This is a genomic window from Psychrobacter sp. BI730, from assembly GCF_013414195.1.
Lineage (GTDB): Bacteria > Pseudomonadota > Gammaproteobacteria > Pseudomonadales > Moraxellaceae > Psychrobacter.
The window spans coordinates 136,290-157,042 of the sequence record NZ_JAATTV010000003.1; the positions used below are offsets into that span (position 1 = coordinate 136,290).

Annotated in this window: 19 protein-coding genes; 10 read left to right on the forward strand and 9 right to left on the reverse strand. The window is 44.6% G+C overall.

Features of this window, described 5'->3' with window-relative positions:
- Window positions 1-136 precede the first annotated feature (136 nt).
- Together pta and HCZ91_RS02985 are read right to left on the reverse strand one after the other, a co-directional pair.
- A complete protein-coding gene (gene pta / locus HCZ91_RS02980; protein ID WP_179798053.1) occupies window positions 137-2,284 on the reverse strand; it encodes a phosphate acetyltransferase in 2,148 nt (715 codons plus the stop codon).
- Between the two features lie 153 nt (window positions 2,285-2,437).
- Window positions 2,438-3,670, reverse strand: coding sequence for an acetate kinase (locus HCZ91_RS02985; RefSeq protein ID WP_102078029.1), 1,233 nt, complete (start codon window positions 3,668-3,670; stop codon window positions 2,438-2,440).
- An 805-nt stretch (window positions 3,671-4,475) separates the two neighbouring features.
- On the opposite strand from HCZ91_RS02985, the gene HCZ91_RS02990 reads away from it, so the two are divergent.
- The 4 genes from HCZ91_RS02990 to HCZ91_RS03005 all read left to right on the forward strand — a co-directional run bounded on the left by HCZ91_RS02990 (window position 4,476) and on the right by HCZ91_RS03005 (window position 8,637).
- Window positions 4,476-4,790 carry a lipoprotein gene (locus tag HCZ91_RS02990; protein WP_179798054.1) on the forward strand — a complete coding sequence of 105 codons (315 nt, stop codon included), beginning with the start codon at window positions 4,476-4,478 and terminating at the stop codon, window positions 4,788-4,790.
- A gap of 332 nt (window positions 4,791-5,122) precedes the next feature.
- Window positions 5,123-6,352, forward strand: coding sequence for a diaminopimelate decarboxylase (gene lysA, locus HCZ91_RS02995; RefSeq protein ID WP_218870033.1), 1,230 nt, complete (start codon window positions 5,123-5,125; stop codon window positions 6,350-6,352).
- Between the two features lie 328 nt (window positions 6,353-6,680).
- The gene (gene dapF, locus HCZ91_RS03000; RefSeq protein ID WP_057758121.1) at window positions 6,681-7,568 is read left to right on the forward strand and encodes a diaminopimelate epimerase; all 888 of its coding nucleotides are present in this window, start codon (window positions 6,681-6,683) and stop codon (window positions 7,566-7,568) included.
- Window positions 7,569-7,614: 46 nt separating this feature from the next.
- The gene (locus tag HCZ91_RS03005) at window positions 7,615-8,637 is read left to right on the forward strand and encodes a tyrosine recombinase XerC (protein WP_179798056.1); all 1,023 of its coding nucleotides are present in this window, start codon (window positions 7,615-7,617) and stop codon (window positions 8,635-8,637) included.
- Window positions 8,638-8,670: 33 nt separating this feature from the next.
- Here HCZ91_RS03005 and HCZ91_RS03010 read toward each other — a convergent pair whose 3' ends face one another.
- Window positions 8,671-9,540, reverse strand: coding sequence for a nitrilase-related carbon-nitrogen hydrolase (locus HCZ91_RS03010; RefSeq protein ID WP_179798057.1), 870 nt, complete (start codon window positions 9,538-9,540; stop codon window positions 8,671-8,673).
- A 287-nt stretch (window positions 9,541-9,827) separates the two neighbouring features.
- Here HCZ91_RS03010 and rpoN point away from each other — a divergent pair, with 287 nt between their 5' ends.
- Together rpoN and raiA are read left to right on the forward strand one after the other, a co-directional pair.
- Window positions 9,828-11,486 (forward strand): RNA polymerase factor sigma-54, encoded by a 1,659-nt coding sequence (gene rpoN / locus HCZ91_RS03015; RefSeq protein WP_179798058.1) that lies wholly within the window; start codon window positions 9,828-9,830, stop codon window positions 11,484-11,486.
- A gap of 359 nt (window positions 11,487-11,845) precedes the next feature.
- A complete protein-coding gene (gene raiA / locus HCZ91_RS03020; RefSeq protein WP_057758130.1) occupies window positions 11,846-12,226 on the forward strand; it encodes a ribosome-associated translation inhibitor RaiA in 381 nt (126 codons plus the stop codon).
- Between the two features lie 208 nt (window positions 12,227-12,434).
- On the opposite strand, the gene thiS is transcribed toward raiA, so the two are convergent.
- The 4 genes from thiS to HCZ91_RS03040 form a co-directional block, all read right to left on the reverse strand.
- The gene (gene thiS, locus HCZ91_RS03025; protein WP_057758131.1) at window positions 12,435-12,635 is read right to left on the reverse strand and encodes a sulfur carrier protein ThiS; all 201 of its coding nucleotides are present in this window, start codon (window positions 12,633-12,635) and stop codon (window positions 12,435-12,437) included.
- Between the two features lie 126 nt (window positions 12,636-12,761).
- Window positions 12,762-13,136, reverse strand: coding sequence for a DUF423 domain-containing protein (locus HCZ91_RS03030; protein ID WP_179798059.1), 375 nt, complete (start codon window positions 13,134-13,136; stop codon window positions 12,762-12,764).
- Between the two features lie 24 nt (window positions 13,137-13,160).
- A complete protein-coding gene (gene rpoH, locus HCZ91_RS03035) occupies window positions 13,161-14,024 on the reverse strand; it encodes an RNA polymerase sigma factor RpoH (RefSeq protein WP_197099889.1) in 864 nt (287 codons plus the stop codon).
- A gap of 240 nt (window positions 14,025-14,264) precedes the next feature.
- A complete protein-coding gene (locus HCZ91_RS03040) occupies window positions 14,265-14,720 on the reverse strand; it encodes a sulfurtransferase TusA family protein (RefSeq protein WP_179798061.1) in 456 nt (151 codons plus the stop codon).
- Between the two features lie 541 nt (window positions 14,721-15,261).
- Here HCZ91_RS03040 and HCZ91_RS03045 point away from each other — a divergent pair.
- On the forward strand, window positions 15,262-16,833 hold the full coding sequence (locus HCZ91_RS03045) for a M48 family metalloprotease (RefSeq protein ID WP_257019958.1): 1,572 nt from the start codon (window positions 15,262-15,264) through the stop codon (window positions 16,831-16,833).
- 42 nt (window positions 16,834-16,875) lie between these two features.
- On the opposite strand, the gene HCZ91_RS03050 is transcribed toward HCZ91_RS03045, so the two are convergent.
- Together HCZ91_RS03050 and rpsU are read right to left on the reverse strand one after the other, a co-directional pair.
- A complete protein-coding gene (locus tag HCZ91_RS03050) occupies window positions 16,876-17,325 on the reverse strand; it encodes a GatB/YqeY domain-containing protein (RefSeq protein ID WP_057758141.1) in 450 nt (149 codons plus the stop codon).
- 202 nt (window positions 17,326-17,527) lie between these two features.
- Complete coding sequence (gene rpsU / locus HCZ91_RS03055; RefSeq protein ID WP_010195908.1) at window positions 17,528-17,743, reverse strand: 30S ribosomal protein S21; 216 nt, start codon at window positions 17,741-17,743, stop codon at window positions 17,528-17,530.
- Between the two features lie 698 nt (window positions 17,744-18,441).
- Here rpsU and HCZ91_RS03060 point away from each other — a divergent pair.
- From HCZ91_RS03060 to tsaD, 3 genes are all read left to right on the forward strand, one after another.
- Window positions 18,442-18,813: a hypothetical protein gene (locus tag HCZ91_RS03060; protein ID WP_160021059.1), complete on the forward strand. Its 372-nt coding sequence runs from the start codon at window positions 18,442-18,444 to the stop codon at window positions 18,811-18,813.
- Window positions 18,814-18,938: 125 nt separating this feature from the next.
- Window positions 18,939-19,457: a c-type cytochrome gene (locus HCZ91_RS03065; RefSeq protein ID WP_179798065.1), complete on the forward strand. Its 519-nt coding sequence runs from the start codon at window positions 18,939-18,941 to the stop codon at window positions 19,455-19,457.
- 237 nt (window positions 19,458-19,694) lie between these two features.
- Window positions 19,695-20,753, forward strand: a complete 1,059-nt coding sequence (gene tsaD / locus HCZ91_RS03070) for a tRNA (adenosine(37)-N6)-threonylcarbamoyltransferase complex transferase subunit TsaD (RefSeq protein ID WP_179798067.1) — start codon at window positions 19,695-19,697, stop codon at window positions 20,751-20,753.

Genomic DNA, 20,753 nt, shown 5'->3' on the forward strand with positions numbered 1-20,753 from the left:
ATTTGATGATAGCGCTATTGTAGAGGGCAGACGAGCATCTGTCACCACTGTCTGCCACCAGAGTACCAATAAAAAACCGACCATCATAATGATAGTCGGCTTGGTATAGGACTTTAACGGGTAAGTCTTACAGCAATTAAATCAGATCGCTATACGCTTGGATAGCGGTTAACGCGATGGTATAAACGATATCGTCGACCAAGGCACCACGTGATAAATCATTCACGGGTTTATTCAAGCCTTGTAGCATAGGGCCGACACTGACGACGTTGGCACTACGCTGTACTGCTTTATAAGTGGTGTTACCAGTGTTGAGGTCAGGGAAGATAAAGACGTTGGCTTGTCCAGCGACAGGTGAGTCAGGCGCTTTTTGCTTACCGACGCTCATGACAGACGCCGCATCATACTGTAGCGGGCCGTCGACTTTGAGGTCTGGTGCACGCTCGCGAACGATTTGGGTTGCACGGGCGACTTTTTCGACATCCGCGCCTGCGCCTGATGAGCCGGTAGAGTAGCTGATCATTGCAACTTTTGGATCGATACCAAAGGCAGCAGCAGACTGTGCTGATTGAATGGCAATCTCTGCCAGCTCTTCAGCGTTAGGATCTGGGTTGATCGCACAGTCACCATAGACGACCACTTGCTCAGGTAGCAGCATAAAGAATACTGACGACACGAGTGAGTATTGTGGCGCGGTCTTAATCAACTGGAATGCTGGGCGTACTGTATTAGCAGTGGTATGAATCGCACCTGAGACCAGACCATCGACTTCGTCTAGTTGGAGCATGATAGTACCTAAATAGACTGTGTCTTTTAGATATTCAGCAGCAACTTCTGCAGTGGTTTTACCTTTACGGCGTTCTACGACAGCGGCGATATATCTACTCATATCGAGGTTATCAGGATCGATGATCTCTAACCCTTCAGGTAGCGTTAGATCACGGTTTTTGGCCACTTGCTCAACGTCACTACGCTTAGCAAGTAGTACGCAGTTGGCAATACCGCGACTCTGACAGATACAGGCAGCTTCAACCGTACGTGGTTCCGCGCCTTCTGGCAGCACAATACGTTTTTTAGCATGCTGTGATTTTTTGACCAACTGATGGCGAAACGCTGATGGTGACAGACGTGGCTCATGATTGCGGCTGAAGTATTCTTTAATCCAGCTCAGATCCAAATGAGCCGCCACATAACGAGCCACTTCATCAGCGCGTTCTGTATCATCACTTGGAATCTCAGAACTCATATGCATCAGGCTCTGTACCGTCTCGTAGCTGTCGCTTTCGACACTCATGACAGGTATGCCAGTTTTGAGCGCTGACTGCCAAAGCTCAGCAACTGTATCGCTTGGAGTTATACCACCTGTCAATACTAGACCTGCCAATGGAATCCCATTGATACAGGCCAGTCCAGCAGCCAATAGCAAGTCATCACGATCGCCAGGCACGACCATTAATGTACCACGCTTAAAGACTTCGTTGACACGTGCCACTGAACGAGCGGTTAGGCTAATACGATTGATACGACGTGTCTTTGCTTCGCCAATATTTAGCCAAGTTGCATCGAGCTCTGTTGCGATATCCCATGTGCGAGGCACAGACAACGAGTCACTAAAAGGGACAACACCGATAAGGCGGAACACTTCGGTATTAAACGAAGGCGATAGGCGTTGAACCTCTTGCAGGAAGTTCGGATCTAAGCTGACAACAGCCTCACCCGGCGCGACAGGTTGGTTATCAAACGTGTTCGGCACGTCTTGTACCCGCATCAATATCACGCCTAGTGTCCGTGAATCGATGACCCCGCCAAACTCACGGGCATGGACATCCAGTTTATCCGCTAAATAAGCAGGTTTACTGATATCAGCGGTACTGACAAATATAATCTTGGCGTCTAGCGCGTGAGCAAGTGCACGGTTGATTTGTGAAGCATAAGAGGTCTCAGTGGTTGGCACCAGACCTTCACAGATAATCACGTCATGACCATCATCGATCGTATGAAAATTGGCAATCACTTCTTCCATCAAGTCATCAAGATTGTCATCGCCTAGCATACGCTCGACGTGTTGACGGCTGATAGAGTCAGGCGGATTTAGGCCAAATGCGTGCATGGTCAAGGCGCTTGAGCTGTCTAAGCTGTGCTGTTTGTCTAGCGTATCATCTTGCAAAAACGGCTTCATAAAGCCCGCTTTGATACCGTTATAATCAAAGGCACGGATTAGCCCTAGTGCGGCTGATGTCACACCGATACCGCGACTAATGGGAACAAGTAAAATGGTTTGCATAATATGTCCTACAATTTATTTTATTTTAGACGTCGAGTCATTTTGAGCAGCATGAAAAATGCAGTATAAAAACGCCAAGCACTTTATCTTATTTGTTTTCAGCTTTTTATAAGCGTCTAGAACGATAAGCGCTAGGCATTATAATCAATCGTCTTATACTAAGTTCAATGCTTGACGAGTCTCTTGAGCGATGCGGTATTCTTCATCTGTAGGAATAACCCACAGCTCGACACTGCTACCTTCTGCTTGGAAGCTGCCTTCTTGGCCACCGTACAATCCAGCGTTCTTTTCAGCGTCCATCTTGATGCCGAAATGACGCATGACGGCTAAAATACTTGCGCGCGTGGTGACAGAGTTTTCGCCGATACCACCTGTGAATACAATACCAGTGAATTCAGGCAGTGCACAGCTTAAGCTGGCAAGGTATTTACCAGCGCGGTAGCAGAACATCTCGATGGCGAGCTGTGCATCTTTATGACCTTCGCTCGCAGCTTGCTCAATAGTACGCAAATCGTTTGATAGGCCAGAAATACCAAGCAGACCGCTTTCACTATTTAGCATCTTATCCGTTTCTTCTAGACTAATACCGAGCTGACGTTTCAGATGCATATGTAAGCTTGGGTCGACATCGCCGCTACGTGTGCCCATCATCAGTCCCTCAAGCGGGGTCAGACCCATGCTGGTATCGAGACTTTTGCCATCATATACGGCAGTTGCTGAGCAACCATTGCCTAGATGTGCGGTTATCCAGCCATGAGGACCTTTTGCTTCAGTAACCTGGCTAGCACGTTCTGAGACGTATGCATGAGATGTACCATGGAAGCCATAACGACGGATTTTGTGCTCTTCGTATAGATATTTTGGCAACGCATAGCGGAAGGCGACCGGTGGCATAGTTTGGTGAAAGGCGGTATCAAATACCACAACTTGTGGAATGTCAGGATAAATAGCTTGCACCGCTTCAATACCCAAAGCATTTGCAGGGTTATGCAGTGGAGCCAATATCTTTAGACGTTTTACTTCCTCTAACGCATGTTGATCAACACGAACAGCTTGAGAGTATTCACGGCCGCCATGTACCACGCGGTGCCCGACTGCGATAAAGTGATATTGCTCTAGTAGCTCTAGAATTTTTTGCAGGGCAAGTTTGTGACTACCGCCAGGGATAGAGATCTCTAACTTATCGCCATTTAGCGTGGTATGTTTGATACGGGCTGTATCAAGACCTAAGTTTTCGGCAAGACCGGTGATACGAGTAGAGTTGTCATCGCTAATCAACGCGTATTTGATAGAAGACGAACCGCAGTTGAGGACTAAAGTGGGGCTAGTTAGGGTTGATGTTTCGCTGTTCTTATCATCAAAAGTGGTACTTAGGTTGGCGCTCATACTCTATCCTTAGATTGGTTTTTATAAAGGGCAAATCAATTATATCGTTCGTTCGATACAAAAAAGACGTCTATTGCCACGTCCTGTTTTATTATCATCAAATGCTACATCGCTGATATCTCAAATGCTGTAGTAAAGGTCACTGAGACATGATGTCATTATTATATGGAATTGATGACGTTGATAACCGCCGAGTAAATAACAATCAGCCATATCTATGCTGATCATATCAAGCAAATATATTGGCGATTTTGTTTATACTTGGGCTACTATTTCTGATAGTGCTATGCATCCATGCTTATGAGGTAATGCGTATGCATCTCAGGCTAGCATCCTATTGCCGCCGCAAACTGGGAATATAATGTAACACACTTTTGTTTCTACACCACGACAGGGGTAAGGTTTAAAATGTGTAATTAATAAGTGGTTAAATATGAAATAAATCAATTATATTCAATGAGTTATATGACTATAAACGGATAACTTGTATGGGTGACATAGCAGGGTTATGACTCACGAAATTGTAAGAAATGTTGTCGATACACTCATGTGTCATACATTCATATCTAAGCTCGCAGACGATATTACTATAAAAATTCGACTAATGTTTTAGAAAATATCCAACATCACGCAAATTTATTCACCAATCATATTCAGTATCCGTACAGCTTTATGTAATAATGCTATTATTAAAATAGTCATAACGACAGTGCTTTAACTGCTAGTTTAGCTGTCCACTTATTTTTTATTTATCACGATTTACTAACGCCATTATGCCGTCGTAAGCTCACAGGTTATCTATTATATGTCTACTATACACAGCCCCTCAGCAGCCAAGCATGCTCGCTCGTTTGCTCGTACCAGTCGTCAGGCTGTTGCCACCTTATTTATTGGCAGTGTAGTTATGCTAGGATTCTCAGGCTGCGGGCAAAAAGGCGATCTATATCTGGCAGATGCTAGTAGTCAAACGATAGAGGGCAGTGCGTCTGTGCTTGATAGTACTAGCCACCCACAGGATGCAGCCTTTGCAGGTATCGACGATGACAATTATCAAAAAAACCGCTACCTAGAAGAGCAAATGGTGCTACCTGAGCCCAGTACTGATCCCAACGACTATTAATTGCTAAGCCAATAACTGCTAGGCTAATAATCGTTAAACTGAGCCAATAGTTAGTGGTTAGGTGCTTGTTAATTAACAGTTTAATTGACTGCTTAACTAACCATCGATTCTGTTATGGCTAAATAGCTTTGCTACCTAAATTTAAATTTCACCCTTGATAATCTGATTATATTAGAGATGTTTATATGAGTCATTCTGAACTACCTGCTGACTTGACCGATTCTACTACTGGCGAATCCGTTACTATCCAAACTGAGCAAGGACTATATGTTGACCCGAAAGCGTTGAGCGCTCACTTGCCAGCGCTAAGCTATCGCGGCGATGCATTGTATATGGAGCAGGTCAGTATCGATGAGTTGGCAAAACAATATGGCACCCCTTGCTACGTGTATTCAAAGCAAGCAATATTGGACGTTTATCAGGCTTATACCGATAGCTTTGCCAGTCTGAATCATCAAGTATGCTATGCCGTAAAAGCAAACTCTAACCTTGCCGTTCTGGGTGTTTTAGCACAGGCGGGCGCTGGGTTTGATATTGTCTCCCGCGGTGAGCTGATGCGTGTGTTAGCGGCAGGTGGCGCAGCATCACGTGTGGTATTCTCAGGCGTTGGCAAAACGTACAGTGATATCGAATATGCGCTGACTCAAGGTATCGGCTGTTTTAACGTTGAATCTATCAGCGAGCTGACTTTAATCAATGATGTGGCAAAGTCACTTGATAAGCCTGCGCCAATCTCGTTGCGTGTCAACCCTAACGTCGATGCCAAAACCCATCCATATATCTCAACAGGTCTTAAAGACAACAAGTTCGGTATCACTCACGAAGACGCACTAGCGGTCTATCAGCAAGCGGCCGATTTATCACATATCGACATCGTTGGTATTGATTGTCATATCGGCTCGCAGTTGACTGAAGTAGAGCCATTTGTTGCAGCATTAGATAAAGTTATTGAGCTGATACATAGCCTGCGTGACGCAGGTATTGAGTTACAGCATATCGATTTGGGCGGTGGTTTGGGTGTGCGCTATATCGATGAGACGCCTGTGTCTATCGATGAGTTTGCCCAAGCATTATTGCCAAAACTTAGCGAACTTGGTTTGACTGTGTTCTTTGAGCCAGGTCGTAGTATCGTTGCCAATGCTGGCGTGCTATTGACTCAAGTTGACGTACTCAAGCCAACTGAGCATAAGAACTTTGCGATCGTTGATGCCGCCATGAATGACTTGATTCGTCCTGCTTTATATCAAGCTGAAATGGCCGTGATTCCAAGCGTATTGCCTAGCGATGGTATCGATACGGATGGCACGCAGCCATGGGACATCGTTGGCGCAATTTGTGAGACGGGTGATTTCTTGGCAAAAGACCGCCTACTATCATTGGCCACAGGCGATGTACTGGCCATCACAGGTGCAGGTGCTTACGGCTTTACCATGAGTAGTAATTACAACTCACGCCCACGTGCTAGCGAAGTGATGGTGTCTGGTGATAGTCATCAGCTAATCCGCAAGCGCGAAACGATTGAAGCGTTATATGCAGATGAAGCGCTGTGGCAGGCGCAGTAAGGCGATTAAAGACGAGCCAAAACTATCGCCGTATTTGATGGTTGAAGAGAACCCATTGTGATAATGACAATGGGTTTTTTTATGACTGGATTTTGAGGGAAGTGTTTTTAATTAAAGCTGATTTTTAATTGAAGGCATGCCTTTAGTTGAAGGCAACATCATTCACAAAAATTAGAGTAGCAAGGAAAACGAGTGCAAGTACTACTCACTGTAGACTAAACAAGTTTGACACCGCTAATCGTATTTTTTGGGATTGGTATTATTATGATTGTATCTGACAGCGTGCTAAGATAAGGCATACATAAAAATAGGATAGGACATCAAAGATATGCTAATAGAGTTTACTAAAATGCATGGGTTGGGTAATGATTTCATGGTCATTGATTTAGTGACCCAGCGCTTAGATTTGACCAAGGATTTGGTGCAGTTATTGGGCGATCGTCACCTAGGCATTGGTTTTGATCAATTGCTCGTGGTCGAGCCACCCATGCGCCCTGATGTCGATTTCAGTTATCGTATCTTTAATACTGATGGTACCGAAGTCGAACAGTGCGGCAATGGCGCGCGTTGTTTTGCGCGTTTTGTGCAGGCACGTAAACTGTCATTTAAGCAGCGTCTACGCGTTGAGACGGCTAGCGGTATTATTTCCCTGACTACTGATCGTTATGGGTGGGTAGATGTCGATATGGGCAAGCCTAAATTTGAGCCAGATGAGATTCCGTTTAGCCCAAGAGCGACGACCAAAATCCAAAACACCTATCATCTTGATGTAAATGGTACACCGGTACAGCTGTACGTTGCCAATATGGGTAACCCGCACGCTGTGATAAAAGTCGATGACGTACTTGATGCTGAGGTTGAGACTTTAGGCAAAGCAATTGAATCGCATCCTGCCTTCCCAGACCGCGTCAATGTGGGCTTTATGCAAGTGATGAATCAGCGCCACATTCGTTTGCGTGTGTACGAGCGCGGTGTAGGCGAGACGCAAGCTTGTGGTACGGGCGCGTGTGCAGCAGTAGCCGTTGGTATACGTGAGGGTTGGCTCGATGAGGGTGAGGAAGTTCGCGCACAGCTATATGGTGGCAGCATGATTATCAAATGGCAGCCAGGTTATTCGGTTACGATGACGGGTCCGACCGCTTTCGTTTATGAAGGTGTATTTAGTCCAGATGGCCTGATGGCACAAGCGGGACTTAAACCAAATGCTGAAGGCTGATAACTGTTGTTAGGCCAGTCGCATAAATGCCAAGGATGGTTCTAGTATGGTTATGTCTACCAATAAAGACACTCAGGCGGCGAGCTCGGCACCTTGGCTATCTACTGAGCTGGCCGCCACTATAGAGTCCGACGCTGTCTTACGAGAGCTACTCGCACCTGTGCATCGTTGGCTCAATACGTTGTCTGTGCGCAACCATTCGCCGCATACTCTGACCGCTTATTTTGCTGGTTTAAATCAACTGGCGTTGTTTTTACGTGGTAAGCGTTTGACGTGGACACGCTGTGATAAGCGTCAACTGGCTCAGCATATCAGTCAACGTCTTGATGAAGACAAGCTAGCGCTTGCCAGTGTTCAGCAAGAGCTGTCTGCGATTCGGCATTTTTATGGTTGGATGATTGAAGAAGCGCTAGCACGTATCAACCCAACCACTGGCTATCAGCTGAAGCGTAGTCCTAGACCGCTGCCTTCTATCGCTGATGTCGATTTACTGACTCAGCTACTCGATCAAGAGATGCCTGATACACCAGAGCAAGCGCGATTATGGTTGCGTGACAAGGCCATGTTTGAACTGCTCTATAGTAGTGGCTTGCGAGTTGGCGAGTTGGTTGCACTCGATATGGCAGATGTAGACTTGTCTGAGTTACGGGTACGCGTCACGGGTAAGGGTAATAAAACACGCCTAGTACCATTAGGGATAAAGGCCGCAGAAGCGATTAATCGTTACCTACCACATCGTAACCTATGGGTAGAGCAGATGGATAGCGCATTGTTCATCAGTGAAAAGCTCGGCACCAGATTATCAACACGGGCAGTGCAACAGCGCTTAAAAGTTGCTGCTACTCGCGCGGGTATTGCCCAAAACATGTATCCACATCTACTGCGTCATTGTTTTGCATCACATATGCTGTCAGGCAGTGGTGACTTGCGCGCCGTACAAGAGATGCTCGGGCATAGTGATATTAGCACCACGCAAATTTATACCCACGTTGATTTTGCAAAATTAACGCAGGTTTATGATCGCGCGCATCCACGAGCAACTCATGCTCAAAATGAAGAACTGCCCTAGCAATTAAGCACGAAATTTACCGTACTTACTAATCTACGCCAAACGATGGCAGTCAAAAATAGGCAGTTTTTGGCGGCCTTGCTCTTGCGCTTGTTTGTCTAATGACGCCATAACGACAGCATATTGTTTATCCAGTTCGCTATCGTCATAGCTTGCGATAACACTACTATCAAACGCTGTAATAGCTGCATGTCCCCATGTCTGACGCTTACTACCATCTTTGTAGAGATGATCACCACCTTGCGCTGCGCCAATGACCATACATTGACTATCTAGAGCACGAGTACGTAACAACAACGACCAGTGCGCTTGTCCAGTCAAGTAAGTAAAGGCAGAAGGTGCACTCAATAGTTCAGCACCAGCTTGTCGCAGGCGCTGCGCCAATGCTGGAAAACGCAAATCAAAACATACCATCATGCCGAGTTGGTAGATTGTATTGCCTACTGCTAGTGGCGCAATTACGGTCTGCGTACCCGGCTCAAAGGTCGCCGCTTCGTTATAGCTGCCATGCTTATCAGCCACAGTTGCGGTAAACAGATGAATCTTGTCGTAGCGTGCGACACGGGTACCATCTGGTGCAAACAGCTGGCTCACTTGGCGCAATCTACCATCAGGAACGATAGTGCCATCAGGGCGATAATGGCAGGGTAACGAGCCTGCTAGTACATGGATACCAGCGGTGCGGGCGTAGTCTGCTATCGTCGCTGATAAGTCATCAAAACGCTCGGCAGTAGCAGATTGCTGTCCCATACTACAGCAGTTCTCAGGCAATACAACAAGCTCAGCCCCTTGAGTTTGTGCATCTGTGATAGCGGCTTTGATATCTGCTAGATTATCCTCAACATTCTGCTGACTGTTCATTTGAATAGCAGCGACGTTAAGTTGATGGTTACTTAAATTCATGACAATATTCCTATTGGGTATGAGCTGTATTGGTCATTTACCGTAATTTATTTATTATAATATTTTCGCGGTAATGAGTAGACTGCTCGTATTTATGGATTGCTCATCCTTGCCAAGATGGTAGTCTGCTATTGATAGCAAACCAAACGTATCTGGACAAAACATAAATTATCATAGCAAAATTGTGGCAAAAAATGCTATCGTCATGTCCTGATAAAATTTATGCCGTTACCTTTACTGACAGAATAAACACAATATCACTAAGATCGGAGTGCAATAAGCCGCCCATGAGTATGTCGTTCGGATTGGCGACCACGCTGAGCAACTCACAAAAGCTAACCCCGCAAATGCAGCAAGCCATAAAATTGCTGCAGCTCTCTAGTCTTGAGCTCGCACAAGAGGTTCAGGCAAAGCTAGATAGTAATCCATTACTTGAACGTATCGAAAACGATGACGAATACGACAGTAGTGACGATGAAATAGAGGAGTGGAGCGAGCCATTGACGCTTGATAGCTGGAATCAAAGTAGCAGTGACTCATTTGACTCAGTACCTACTACCAGTACAGAGTACAGCAGCGATAGTAGTGATAGCTTCAGTGATAGTTTGGATAAATTACAACAGCCTAATATCGATGATAGTGCAATAGATGTAGATAGCTACGGCAGTTTAGATGCCGATAGCTTTGATATAGGTAGCTTTGACACGGGTAACTATGCTTCTACCGCAACGGGCTCTGGCAATAGTAGGGGTGATGAAGATTTTGATAGTTACCAAGGCGGTACTTCGTCCACCATTCAAGATCATGTGCGCTGGCAGCTGAACTTTAAGCGTCTATCAGAGGCCGATACGCTGATTGCAGAGTATTTAATAGACTCCATGGATGATATGGGCTTTATTCGAATTGATATAGATGAGCTACTGCAGAGCTTTGATACGATGGCAAGTTTCTATCAATGGGATGAGCGCGTTGAAAAAGAAGAGGTCTTGACGGTGTTACGTATTATCCAGTCCTGTGATCCCGTTGGCGTAGGGGCGCGTCATTTAAGTGAGTGCTTATCGATTCAGCTATCTAAGCTAGATGCCCACACCGCATATCTACAAGAAGCTCAAGCGCTGCTATCAGCGAGCGAATATTTGGTCAGTAATAATATTAAAGCACTGACTGAACGCACAGGGCTTGCTCCAGAATACATCACACCTGCACTTACGCTACTACGTACCTTAAACGCTTCGCCAGGGCTGCTGTTTCAGTCTAGCCAGCCTGACTATGCCCAGCCGCCTGAGAGCTATGATATTCCAGATGTGTTGGTCACACCGGTTAGAAACAATAAGGCGACAAGTAACTCTGAAGTAGAAGAGGATGGCTGGTATGTACGTCTCAATCCAGATACCTTACCAAAACTACGCGTAAACCAAGAATATGCCAACTTAGTCAAGCGTGGCGATGATAGTCCTGACAATCAATATCTGCGCGAAAACCTTACCGATGCTCGACTGTTCATTCGTAGTATCGAAGAGCGCAATCAAAACCTACTCAAAGTAGCAACTAGCATTGTACGCTATCAACAAGAGTTCCTGCAGCATGGTGCAACCGCCATGCAACCTCTGATATTAAAGGCAATTGCTGAAGAAGTTGACTTGCATGAGTCTACGGTCTCACGCCTTACCACCAGTAAAACCATCTTGACGCCGCAAGGGTTGTTCTCTTTGAAACACTTCTTTTCATCTCACGTAAGTAGTGCTGATGGAGATATCTCATCGACCGCTATCAGTGCCATGATTAAAAAGCTCATCGCTGACGAAGATCCTAAAAAACCATTATCAGACAGTCGTATCAAAGATGAGCTGTTAGCAGACGGTATCGATATAGCCAGAAGAACCGTCGCCAAATATCGTGAAGCAATGAATATTGGCTCGTCTACTCAGCGCAAACAGAAATACTAACTATCTAGTCTTATCTTTCTATAAGGTTAATGGTTATCTGTCTGTATGGTGTAATCGAGATATAAAAAATAAAATTTTTTGATTATATAGAAACCAAGTAGAAATAATAGGTATTGTTACACTTAATTACAATTTAACGGCTTGCTACTGAGCGATTTTCATGACAAATTAGAGTCATACCAACAACGAAAACCAAGCGCCGATTTATAGTATTTATTTATAACTAATAAAGGAGACGATAAAAGGATACGTCGACACATTACTAGAGGCATTGGTATAGTTAGTGGTAAGGCAGGATGATAAGAGCAAGAATGCTATCTCATCTGTTGATTGTAAGTTACAAATAAAAGGACAACAATATGAATGTTTCTATCAGTGGTCATCATATCAGCGTTACCGAAGCTATGGACACAGCAGTACGCGAGAAGCTTGAAAAAGTAGAGCGTCACTTTGATCAGATACAAAGTATTCAAGTGATTTTATCGTTAGACAATAGCGGTGCTAGCGACGGCGGTAAAAAGAGCCATAAAGCTGAAGCAATTATGCGTGTCTCGGGTCAAGAAATGTTTGTCCAAGCGTATGAAGATGATATGTATAAAGCCATTAACGAGATGGCAGACAAGCTAGATAGACAAGTACGTAAGTATAAAACTCGTCAAGAGCGTAAAAAGACTCAGGGTGCAGGACGCGATAGTCGCTACCAAGATCTAACCCCTGCAGAAGCAGTACCAGCAGCATAGTTCGAGTTTAAAACTTTGAACACTATCGTTACAAGCTAGTGAAAGTAGACTAAGAGAATAAAAAATTTATAAATAGCTGCTACATTAGTTTGTAATTGACATAAAAAAAGACCTCTAACGTGTAATACGTTGAGGTCTTTTTTAGTGCTAGTGAACTTAGAACCAAAATGAACTAGCTATCAGCTCAAGCTTATCTGTCTAAACATTATTAACCACCGCCGACGGCTTGTACTACTTCTATATTCATACCTTCTACGATACGCAGTTGAGCAAGCTCGCTCTTTGGCATCAACTCGCCGTCTACTTCTACAGCGTAACGACCTTGGCTAAGACCAAGCTCATTGATAACCAGTTGCACAGTCTGATGAGTGGTTTGCAAGCTTTTACCATTGACACTAATGGTGCTCATATTAAATACTCCCTAATATTTTGAAATTCCTGTTCATCTGCTATTCACTGCGTATCTTTTGCTTTATTACTGATAGTTTGTTGCAGCTGATGCAAAGAGCTAACAATAACTATTCTATTAAACAGCTCAGTTAACTGAGTCCTTCAATCGAAAGGCAGAAGTGGCCAGCCATAGCCAACCTGCAATCATGAGAACGCCGCCGATAGGTGTAATCGCACCGAACCAACGCGGTGCACCAAGCGTCATGGCATACAAGCTACCAGCAAAAATGATAATACCAATTTGTAGTAACCAAGCGGTCATCTGAGTAATATATTTCAAACGAATCAATAAACCCACAATCAATAATCCTAGCGCATGTACGAACAAATACAGCGTTGCCGTATGCCACCATTCAAGCTGTTGGATGCTGACGCGGCCTTCTAGACCATGCGCACCAAACGCGCCCAGAGCAACAGCAATAGCCATATTAACTGCGGCAATACCGATCCAATTTAACATTGAACAACTCGTATCATCTTAAGGCTACTGAATATCATCTGGCAGAATCACACTATCAATGGTCATCGCATCACGAATCTTGTCCATGGCATTCTTTTCAATCTGACGGACTCGTTCAGCTGAGATAGAGTAAACCGCAGCTAACTCATGCAAAGTAGATTTTTGCTCAGATAACCAACGCTGTTCGACGATATCACGCGAACGATCATCTAAAGTGCCCATCGCAGCGATGAGTGCTGATGAGTTGTTTTCTTCCCAATCCGCTTCTTCTAACTGTTCAGCTGGATCGATACCATCTTCCAAAAATAGCTGAGGTGCATAGCGACCATCATCATCGTCGCTTGACTGCGCTTCAAACGAAGCGTCATAAGAGGTTAGACGTGACTCCATCTCTAACACTTGCTTGCGTGTAACATTCAAGTCATTAGCAATAGCATCCGCTTCTTCTAGTGTCAGCTGATTATTGGTCTTCTTAAGGCTACGCAAGTTAAAGAACAGTTTACGATGAGCCTTGGTAGTCGCAACTTTCACAATACGCCAGTTGCGAATCACGAACTCATGAATTTCAGCTTTGATCCAATGCACAGCAAACGATACCAAACGTACGCCTTTATTCGGGTCAAAACGTTTAACTGCTTTCATTAATCCTAAGTTACCTTCTTGGATTAAATCCGCTTGCGGCAACCCATAGCCCGAGTAACTACGTGCGATATGAATCACAAAACGTAGATGCGACATCACTAGTAGTCGAGCGGCTTCGACATCACCTTCATCATAATAGCGATGTGCCAGCTCTTGCTCTTGTACCGGCGTCAAAATAGGGATCTGATGGACAGTATTGATATATGCACCCAAATTAACCCCTGGCGCTGACAGGTGAGTTGGCATAGCTGGTACTAAGTCGCGCGTACTGGTATTGCCCAATGCACTCGCGTCATAAGGTGGTCGCTGAGCAGCGGCCTTTAATGCAGCATCGCGTGCATCATTTTTTGTAGGAGCTGAGCCATCTTTTTTATTTGTATTTACAGCATCAGTAGAAGTATTAGCCATATTCTTGACCTTGGTTAAATAGTTAAGCAAATAGTCAGATAAAAATCTTTATGATTTAATTGTAAAGGATAGCAGCGCTTAGTTGCTATCAGTTTTGGTAATGATGAAGTGATATATTGTAGCGAAACGCTGTAATGATGTGCCATCAACTGACGAGTGGTCAGTAACTTCATTGACCACTAGCTTTAAGTAATCTGCCGACTGTGATTGCTGACTTTGTCGACAAAACGCTGTGATATCAGCTTGCGAGTTAGGGTCGGTTGCAACCACATACAGCGACTCACCAGCTATTACGTCACGTAATGCGACCTTAGTTTTTAACAATGGCATCGGGCATGCAAGACCGCGTCCATCAACGAAACCTTTTATATTGAGTTCAGATTGCGCTATAGCTACATCATCTGAGCTATGACTTTCAGTCGGTAGTAACTCTAGTAAACTCGCAATATCGTTCTGCTGTGCATCAGTCAAATTCGCTGATAGCTGTATAGAATGCGATACACGTTCGATGACTAATCCACTAGCAGCGGGCATAACTTAAACCTTGTAGATATCTATATTTTAATTTGTTTTATTAGCAATAGGCTCTGATACTGAGTACGAACATAATCTATCAATCATAAATTAGGAGGTCGGTATCACAGTCATCTAAACCTACTATCATTGTTGCTTATTATACCAAATAGATAATGTATAGTTGCAGTTGAATATAATCAACGCTGTGTTCGGTTCACTAGAATCATATAACCAAGAGTTGCACGATTGGCAATTGGCCTATTAGTAGTTATACGATTGAGACTTACTGCATAAATAATGGCCCAATGAATAATTACACAGCCATGTTGCGCAATCGTGACGGGTGGCTAAGTTATTGGTAGTTAAGTTCATTGTAGAATTGACCTTGTATAAACAAGCTCGTATAGTCGAAAAGACGTCGTTAACCATCTTATAGGATATGCACTTGTACCAGGCTAATAGAACGAAGCGACCTTACAGTAGCCACAAACCTTTAGTAGCCAAAAGCTCCGTAGGCTTACCAATTATGTTGTCTAAGCAAAAAGATAAACGTCATTTTATGAGTGTAGCTTTGCCAAATAGTATCAAGGTAGGGCTGTCAATGATGCTACTAGCCATGGCTAGTGGTGCACATAGTCGTGAGAGTCAAATGTTGCCATTTGCTGATAGCTCGTGGCAAGTCACAGATCCGCAAACGCTAGATCTACCAAACCTGCGCGGACAAGGCTTAAGCTTTGCTGAGCAATATCAAAATAAAATGCTTGGCGAGTGGTCATTACAGAATATCAATGGCCGCGTCAGAATGGAACATGATCCTTGGGTACAAGAAACGATAAAAGACATGACGTGGCGTCTCAATGCCCAAGCTCGTCAGCAAGCACCACTTGGCGTCGTTATCATTGATAACCCCAGTATCAATGCCTTTGCAGCGCCTGGCGGCGTAATAGGTATCAATACTGGAACGATACTGTCAGCTAGTAGCATGGATGAGCTGGCAAGCGTCGTCGCGCATGAAGTTGCGCATATCAGTCAACGACACTACGAAAGCGGCGCTGACGAACGTAAAAAAGCCTTGCTGATGCAGCTAGGCGGTATGCTAGCCGCGATTGCTGCCTCAGCTGTCGATGGTGATGCCGCTGCAGCTGTGATGATGGGCAGTCAGACAGCCTCTATGAATAGCAGCATGGCGTTTAGCCGCAGTAATGAACGTGAGGCTGACCGAGTAGGGATGCAGATTATGACCCAAGCGGGTTATGATCCTCGGGCGATGCCACGGTTCTTTGCCACGATGAATCAACAGAGTCAGTTAAATCAAGTTGAGAATCAATTTTTACCGAGTTTTGTGCGCTCACATCCTCTGAGTAATGAGCGGTTGAGCGAGTCACAAAGTCGCGCTCAGCAGTATCCAGCGCTCTCATTGAGCCAACAGCAGCGCCATCAGTCGTTATTTGATTTACTGTATTGGCGTGTGCAAGTGACTGGTAAACACGCATCCGAAGTGACGTTGACAACGGCCGCCAAAAACAGTCTTGGGGCCAAACTTGCGCTAATGCATTGGTATGGAGAGCAGCAGCGTTTTACAGATGCCAACAAGGTATTGGCCGAGATAAATGCGTTATCAAATACGCAGCGTCAGAGTTTAGAGCCTCTATTATCGATTACCCACAGTCAGTTATTGAGTGAACATGGTAAGTGGCAACAAACCGTAGATGTCTTAGAGAGCCAGCAGCGTCTATATCCGGAGCGCCGTGATTTACGTCTTTATCTGGCCGAAGCGCTGACTAATAGTAATCAACCGATAAAAGCTCAAGCGTTGTTGAAACCACTAACAGAACAGCAGCCAAGCGATCGTTATGCATGGCAAAGCTTGCAACTCGCCAATGAAAAACTTGCTAAGACCACCACCTCACCACAACTAGCCAATATAGCGACGATTAATGCATTGCGCTATCGCAGTTATGATCAGCTATGGAATGGGCGTTATGAGAGTGCGCTGACCTCTTTGACACAAGCCAAACAATTGACGGAAAACCTACAAACCACGGAACAAGCCAATAGTGCGCATCCGTTATTGGCCAATATTAATGCAGAACTCAAAGCAATAAAAACCGCCAAAGACTTTAAGCCCTAGGCGGTTATTTGTACAGATTAGCCTGCCAATCAATAGCAAGTGCTAGCCTTGTAGCGCATCTTTGACCATTTTAGAAATCAAAGCAGGATCAGCACGGCCAGCTGTTTTGTTCTTTAAGACACCCATGACGCTGCCCATATCACGCATAGACGTAGCACCTTGCTCAGCGATTTCAGCATTTACCAATGCCATGATCTCGTCTTGATTCATTTGCTGCGGCATAAACTCGTTGATAATATCAATCTCAAACTGCTCTTTGGTGGCTAAGTCATCACGGCCATTTTCTGTAAAAATAGTTAGTGACTCTTGGCGCTGCTTTAGCTGTTTTTGCAAAACTTCTAATACTTGCGCATCATCAAGTTCTGTCTGACGGTCAATCTCGATTTGTTTCACTACTGATTGTACGTTGCGCAGTACTTTGACGCGCTCAAGCTCACGAGCTTTCATTGAAACTTTGATATTATCTGATAACGTCTGTTTAAGTTGGCTCACTGCTATTATCCTTATCGATCTGTTAAATGCTATTCGTTAGAGGTCGTTTGTTAAATTTTAGAACAAAACCTGCTGATAGTGGTTTTAATAAAAAATTATGTCAGCAGTAATAACAAAAATTGTAGCATAAAAAACGCCACTGATATCGATTGATAACAGTGGCGTTAGTGTAGCGCTTGTACTTAGCTAATCAGATTACTGATTAGTACATACGAGTGGTACGAATAGTTTCGCGTTGTAACTTCTTCTTATAACGCTTTACGGCAGCAGCTTTTTTACGCTTACGTACTTGCGTTGGCTTTTCATAAAACTCACGCTTACGTACGTCTGATAATACACCAGCTTTTTCACAAGCACGTTTAAAACGACGGATAGCGATATCAACTGGTTCGTTTTCTTTAACCTTAACTGCAGGCATGAAGACTCCTCGATTAGGATGAGATATAAGGGCATTAGTTTGGCTGTGTATTAGTATTTAGCCGTAATATCTCAAGATTACAGGCATCAGCTCAAACTAGGACAATTCTTACGCATTAGCGTAAGGGCAGGTATTTTAATAAAAAATATCAACAAAGTCAATGATTTTAAGCATTTATTGCCGATAGATTGTTCAATTAGATAGCTATTTGAATTTGGCTCTCAAACTATGAATTCGACATATATACAACGCTTTATCAATAAAAAATCCCTACCGTCTATAACGGTTTGATTGGAGTTTATGCTATGATAATTCCCATATTATAGGGTCTATTGAACATTCAAATATTAGGGCTGCTGATGGCTAAAGTTACACCAAACTAGGCGAAAACCGACGATAATGTCGAGACCTTAGCTAGGTTTTCAACAACGGTTGGGGTAATTTTAGCATCAGCCTTGAGAACGGATCGAGCAAAGCACTGCTTTGCCCGTTCGCAAGGCAAGAGCTGTGCTCGAGTGGAGGGCAGTACTCTTTTTTGTCAATATATGGCGAAATAGTTTAACCTAGAATGACTAGGCTTCAACAATTTTACTGCATATTGTCTAAGAAATAGTGACTGCCAGCACCACATTTGAAAGTTCAATAGACCCTAGTAAGCCTATGAACCGTTTTGTGTGTATTTTATTGAGGATGTTGGAATGAAAAAGACAGTATTTAACACGGCATTAAGCACCGCACTTATCGTAGCTTTAGGTGTGAGCGTGAGCGCTTGTAGTGGCGGCGAAGAGCATGAAGAAGTAATGGCAATCGATCGCGTTGACGAAGCTGCTGAACTTGCCATCAAAAATGCGCCACCAGCTGAAGAAATGGAGTTCCCAGAGACAGCACCAATGCCAGCAGCTGATGCAGCGGGTACAGAAGCTGACGCTACGGCTACTGCCGAAGCAGGAACGGCTGACGCTGATACTGCAGAAGCCGCAGCTACCGATAGTACGGATACAGCCGCTGCTCCTACTGACAGCGCTGATATGGCGGCTACTGACGATACAGCTGCAGCCACTGCTGAGTAATTTAGTGGTCAATGGACTATTAGCTCAATTGAATATTAAGCAGTCGTTGGTCGTATACGTAAGTACTTTAAGCTGATATAACGTATCACTAATTGATTGCAGACTGATTAAGTAAGGATAAAACCATGATTGATATACAACCGTATATGAACAAGCTGAAATTGTCTGTGATCAGCATGAGTGTGGTATTTGCCATGAGTGCTTGTAGCGGTGATAACACAGCTACGGAAGAGCCTGCAGCAGCCGATGAGCCTGCTACCGCTGTAGAAGAAACAGCTGTAGCCGAAGGCGCGACGCTTGAGACTGTGGATGAGTCAGGAACAGAATCAGCAACAGTGTCTGCCGACATAGTAGATGAGGCAGTGGCAACACCTGAAACTAATTCTGAGCCTGAAGTGTTGGCCGCAGATGCAGGTGCTAAACTGTATGAATCAAACTGTCAGGTTTGTCATGCTGCAGGTTTGCTCGATGCGCCAAAGTATGGTGATACAGCGGCTTGGGCAGCTCGTCTAACCAAAGACAAAGAGACGCTATATATGCACTCGGCTAAAGGCTTTAATAAAATGCCAGCACAAGCGGTGAATGGTGTGACCGAAGCACAAGTTAAAGCAGCTGTTGATTATATGCTAGCGTCGGTAAGCTGATACGGTATATATAGAGTATGTAAGCTATTGAAATTTGCTAAACTGGCCGTCATTGTGACTGACAATGACGGTTTTTTTATGCACATTTTTTGTCATGCCAGTCTGAGAATATACAGCTGTATCAAGCGAATTCGAGATAGCGTGTGGCTGATTGTATTCGTTATCCAATCTCTCAAAATGATGTAAGATAAAAGTGCGATAAAAATAGCACGAAAACGAAAGTATAAAGGCAAAAGTATGAAAGTATTGGGCTTAGAGACTTCTTGTGATGAGACGGGGCTGGCGATTTTTGATAGTGAGCAAATAAATAGCGACAACCAAGGTTTGGTCGGGCAAGTACTGTACTCTCAGATTGAGCTGCACGCACTTTATGGCGGCGTTGTGCCTGAGCTTGCCAGTCGCGATCATATTCGTAAGCTCGTGCCGTTATTGAACGAGCTGCTAGAACAGTGCGATATGAAAAAAACCGACATTGATGCGATTGCCTATACTAAAGGGCCTGGTCTTATTGGTGCATTGATGACAGGCGCACTATTTGGTCGTAGCTTAGCATATGGTTTAGATATTCCAGCGATTGGTATTCATCATATGGAAGGGCACCTTTTGGCGCCGCTTATGGGTGCAAACCCTCCGGCGTTTCCTTTTGTCTCGCTACTAGTATCTGGTGGGCACACGTTACTGATTGCTGCTCACGGTGTTGGACAATATGAGATATTGGGCGAGTCGATAGATGATGCGGCGGGTGAGTGCTTTGATAAAGCAGCTAAAATGCTAGGCCTGCCTTATCCTGGCGGCCCTAATATTGCCAAACTGGCAGAAAATGGCAACCCTGATGCCTATGCACTACCAAGACCAATGCTACATCGCGGTCTAGACTTTTCGTTTAGTGGCATGAAAACAGCCGTACATAATCTGATTAAAGATACGCCACATTCAGGAGGGTCGGGTAATGGCGCTGACAGCGATCCACAGATTCGTGCTGATATTGCCGCTAGCTTTCAGCATGCAGTGGTCGACACGCTAGTGAAGAAGTGCGTCAAAGCACTCAAGCAAGCACATATGAGCCGCTTAGTGATTGCGGGCGGGGTCAGTGCCAATACTCATTTGCGCGAGACGTTAGAAGCGGAACTGGCTAAGATCAATGCAACGGTTCATTATGCACCGCCTGCGCTATGTACGGACAATGGCGCGATGATTGCTTATGCAGGTTTTGAGCGCTTGCAAGCAGGACAATCTGATGATTTGGCCGTTAGCTGTATTCCGCGTTGGCCAATGACAGAGTTGCCAGCCGTATAA

Bases quoted from the DNA above. Each gene is read 5' to 3' on its own strand.
- pta (WP_179798053.1), bottom strand. From the start codon at position 2,284: ATGCAAACCATTTTACTTGTTCCCATTAGTCGCGGTATCGGTGTGACA.
- HCZ91_RS02985 (WP_102078029.1), bottom strand. From the start codon at position 3,670: ATGAGCGCCAACCTAAGTACCACTTTTGATGATAAGAACAGCGAAACA.
- HCZ91_RS02990 (WP_179798054.1), top strand. From the start codon at position 4,476: ATGTCTACTATACACAGCCCCTCAGCAGCCAAGCATGCTCGCTCGTTT.
- lysA (WP_218870033.1), top strand. From the start codon at position 5,123: ATGGAGCAGGTCAGTATCGATGAGTTGGCAAAACAATATGGCACCCCT.
- dapF (WP_057758121.1), top strand. From the start codon at position 6,681: ATGCTAATAGAGTTTACTAAAATGCATGGGTTGGGTAATGATTTCATG.
- HCZ91_RS03005 (WP_179798056.1), top strand. From the start codon at position 7,615: ATGGTTATGTCTACCAATAAAGACACTCAGGCGGCGAGCTCGGCACCT.
- HCZ91_RS03010 (WP_179798057.1), bottom strand. From the start codon at position 9,540: ATGAATTTAAGTAACCATCAACTTAACGTCGCTGCTATTCAAATGAAC.
- rpoN (WP_179798058.1), top strand. From the start codon at position 9,828: ATGAGTATGTCGTTCGGATTGGCGACCACGCTGAGCAACTCACAAAAG.
- raiA (WP_057758130.1), top strand. From the start codon at position 11,846: ATGAATGTTTCTATCAGTGGTCATCATATCAGCGTTACCGAAGCTATG.
- thiS (WP_057758131.1), bottom strand. From the start codon at position 12,635: ATGAGCACCATTAGTGTCAATGGTAAAAGCTTGCAAACCACTCATCAG.
- HCZ91_RS03030 (WP_179798059.1), bottom strand. From the start codon at position 13,136: ATGTTAAATTGGATCGGTATTGCCGCAGTTAATATGGCTATTGCTGTT.
- rpoH (WP_197099889.1), bottom strand. From the start codon at position 14,024: ATGCCAACTCACCTGTCAGCGCCAGGGGTTAATTTGGGTGCATATATC.
- HCZ91_RS03040 (WP_179798061.1), bottom strand. From the start codon at position 14,720: ATGCCCGCTGCTAGTGGATTAGTCATCGAACGTGTATCGCATTCTATA.
- HCZ91_RS03045 (WP_257019958.1), top strand. From the start codon at position 15,262: ATGAGTGTAGCTTTGCCAAATAGTATCAAGGTAGGGCTGTCAATGATG.
- rpsU (WP_010195908.1), bottom strand. From the start codon at position 17,743: ATGCCTGCAGTTAAGGTTAAAGAAAACGAACCAGTTGATATCGCTATC.
- HCZ91_RS03060 (WP_160021059.1), top strand. From the start codon at position 18,442: ATGAAAAAGACAGTATTTAACACGGCATTAAGCACCGCACTTATCGTA.
- HCZ91_RS03065 (WP_179798065.1), top strand. From the start codon at position 18,939: ATGATTGATATACAACCGTATATGAACAAGCTGAAATTGTCTGTGATC.
- tsaD (WP_179798067.1), top strand. From the start codon at position 19,695: ATGAAAGTATTGGGCTTAGAGACTTCTTGTGATGAGACGGGGCTGGCG.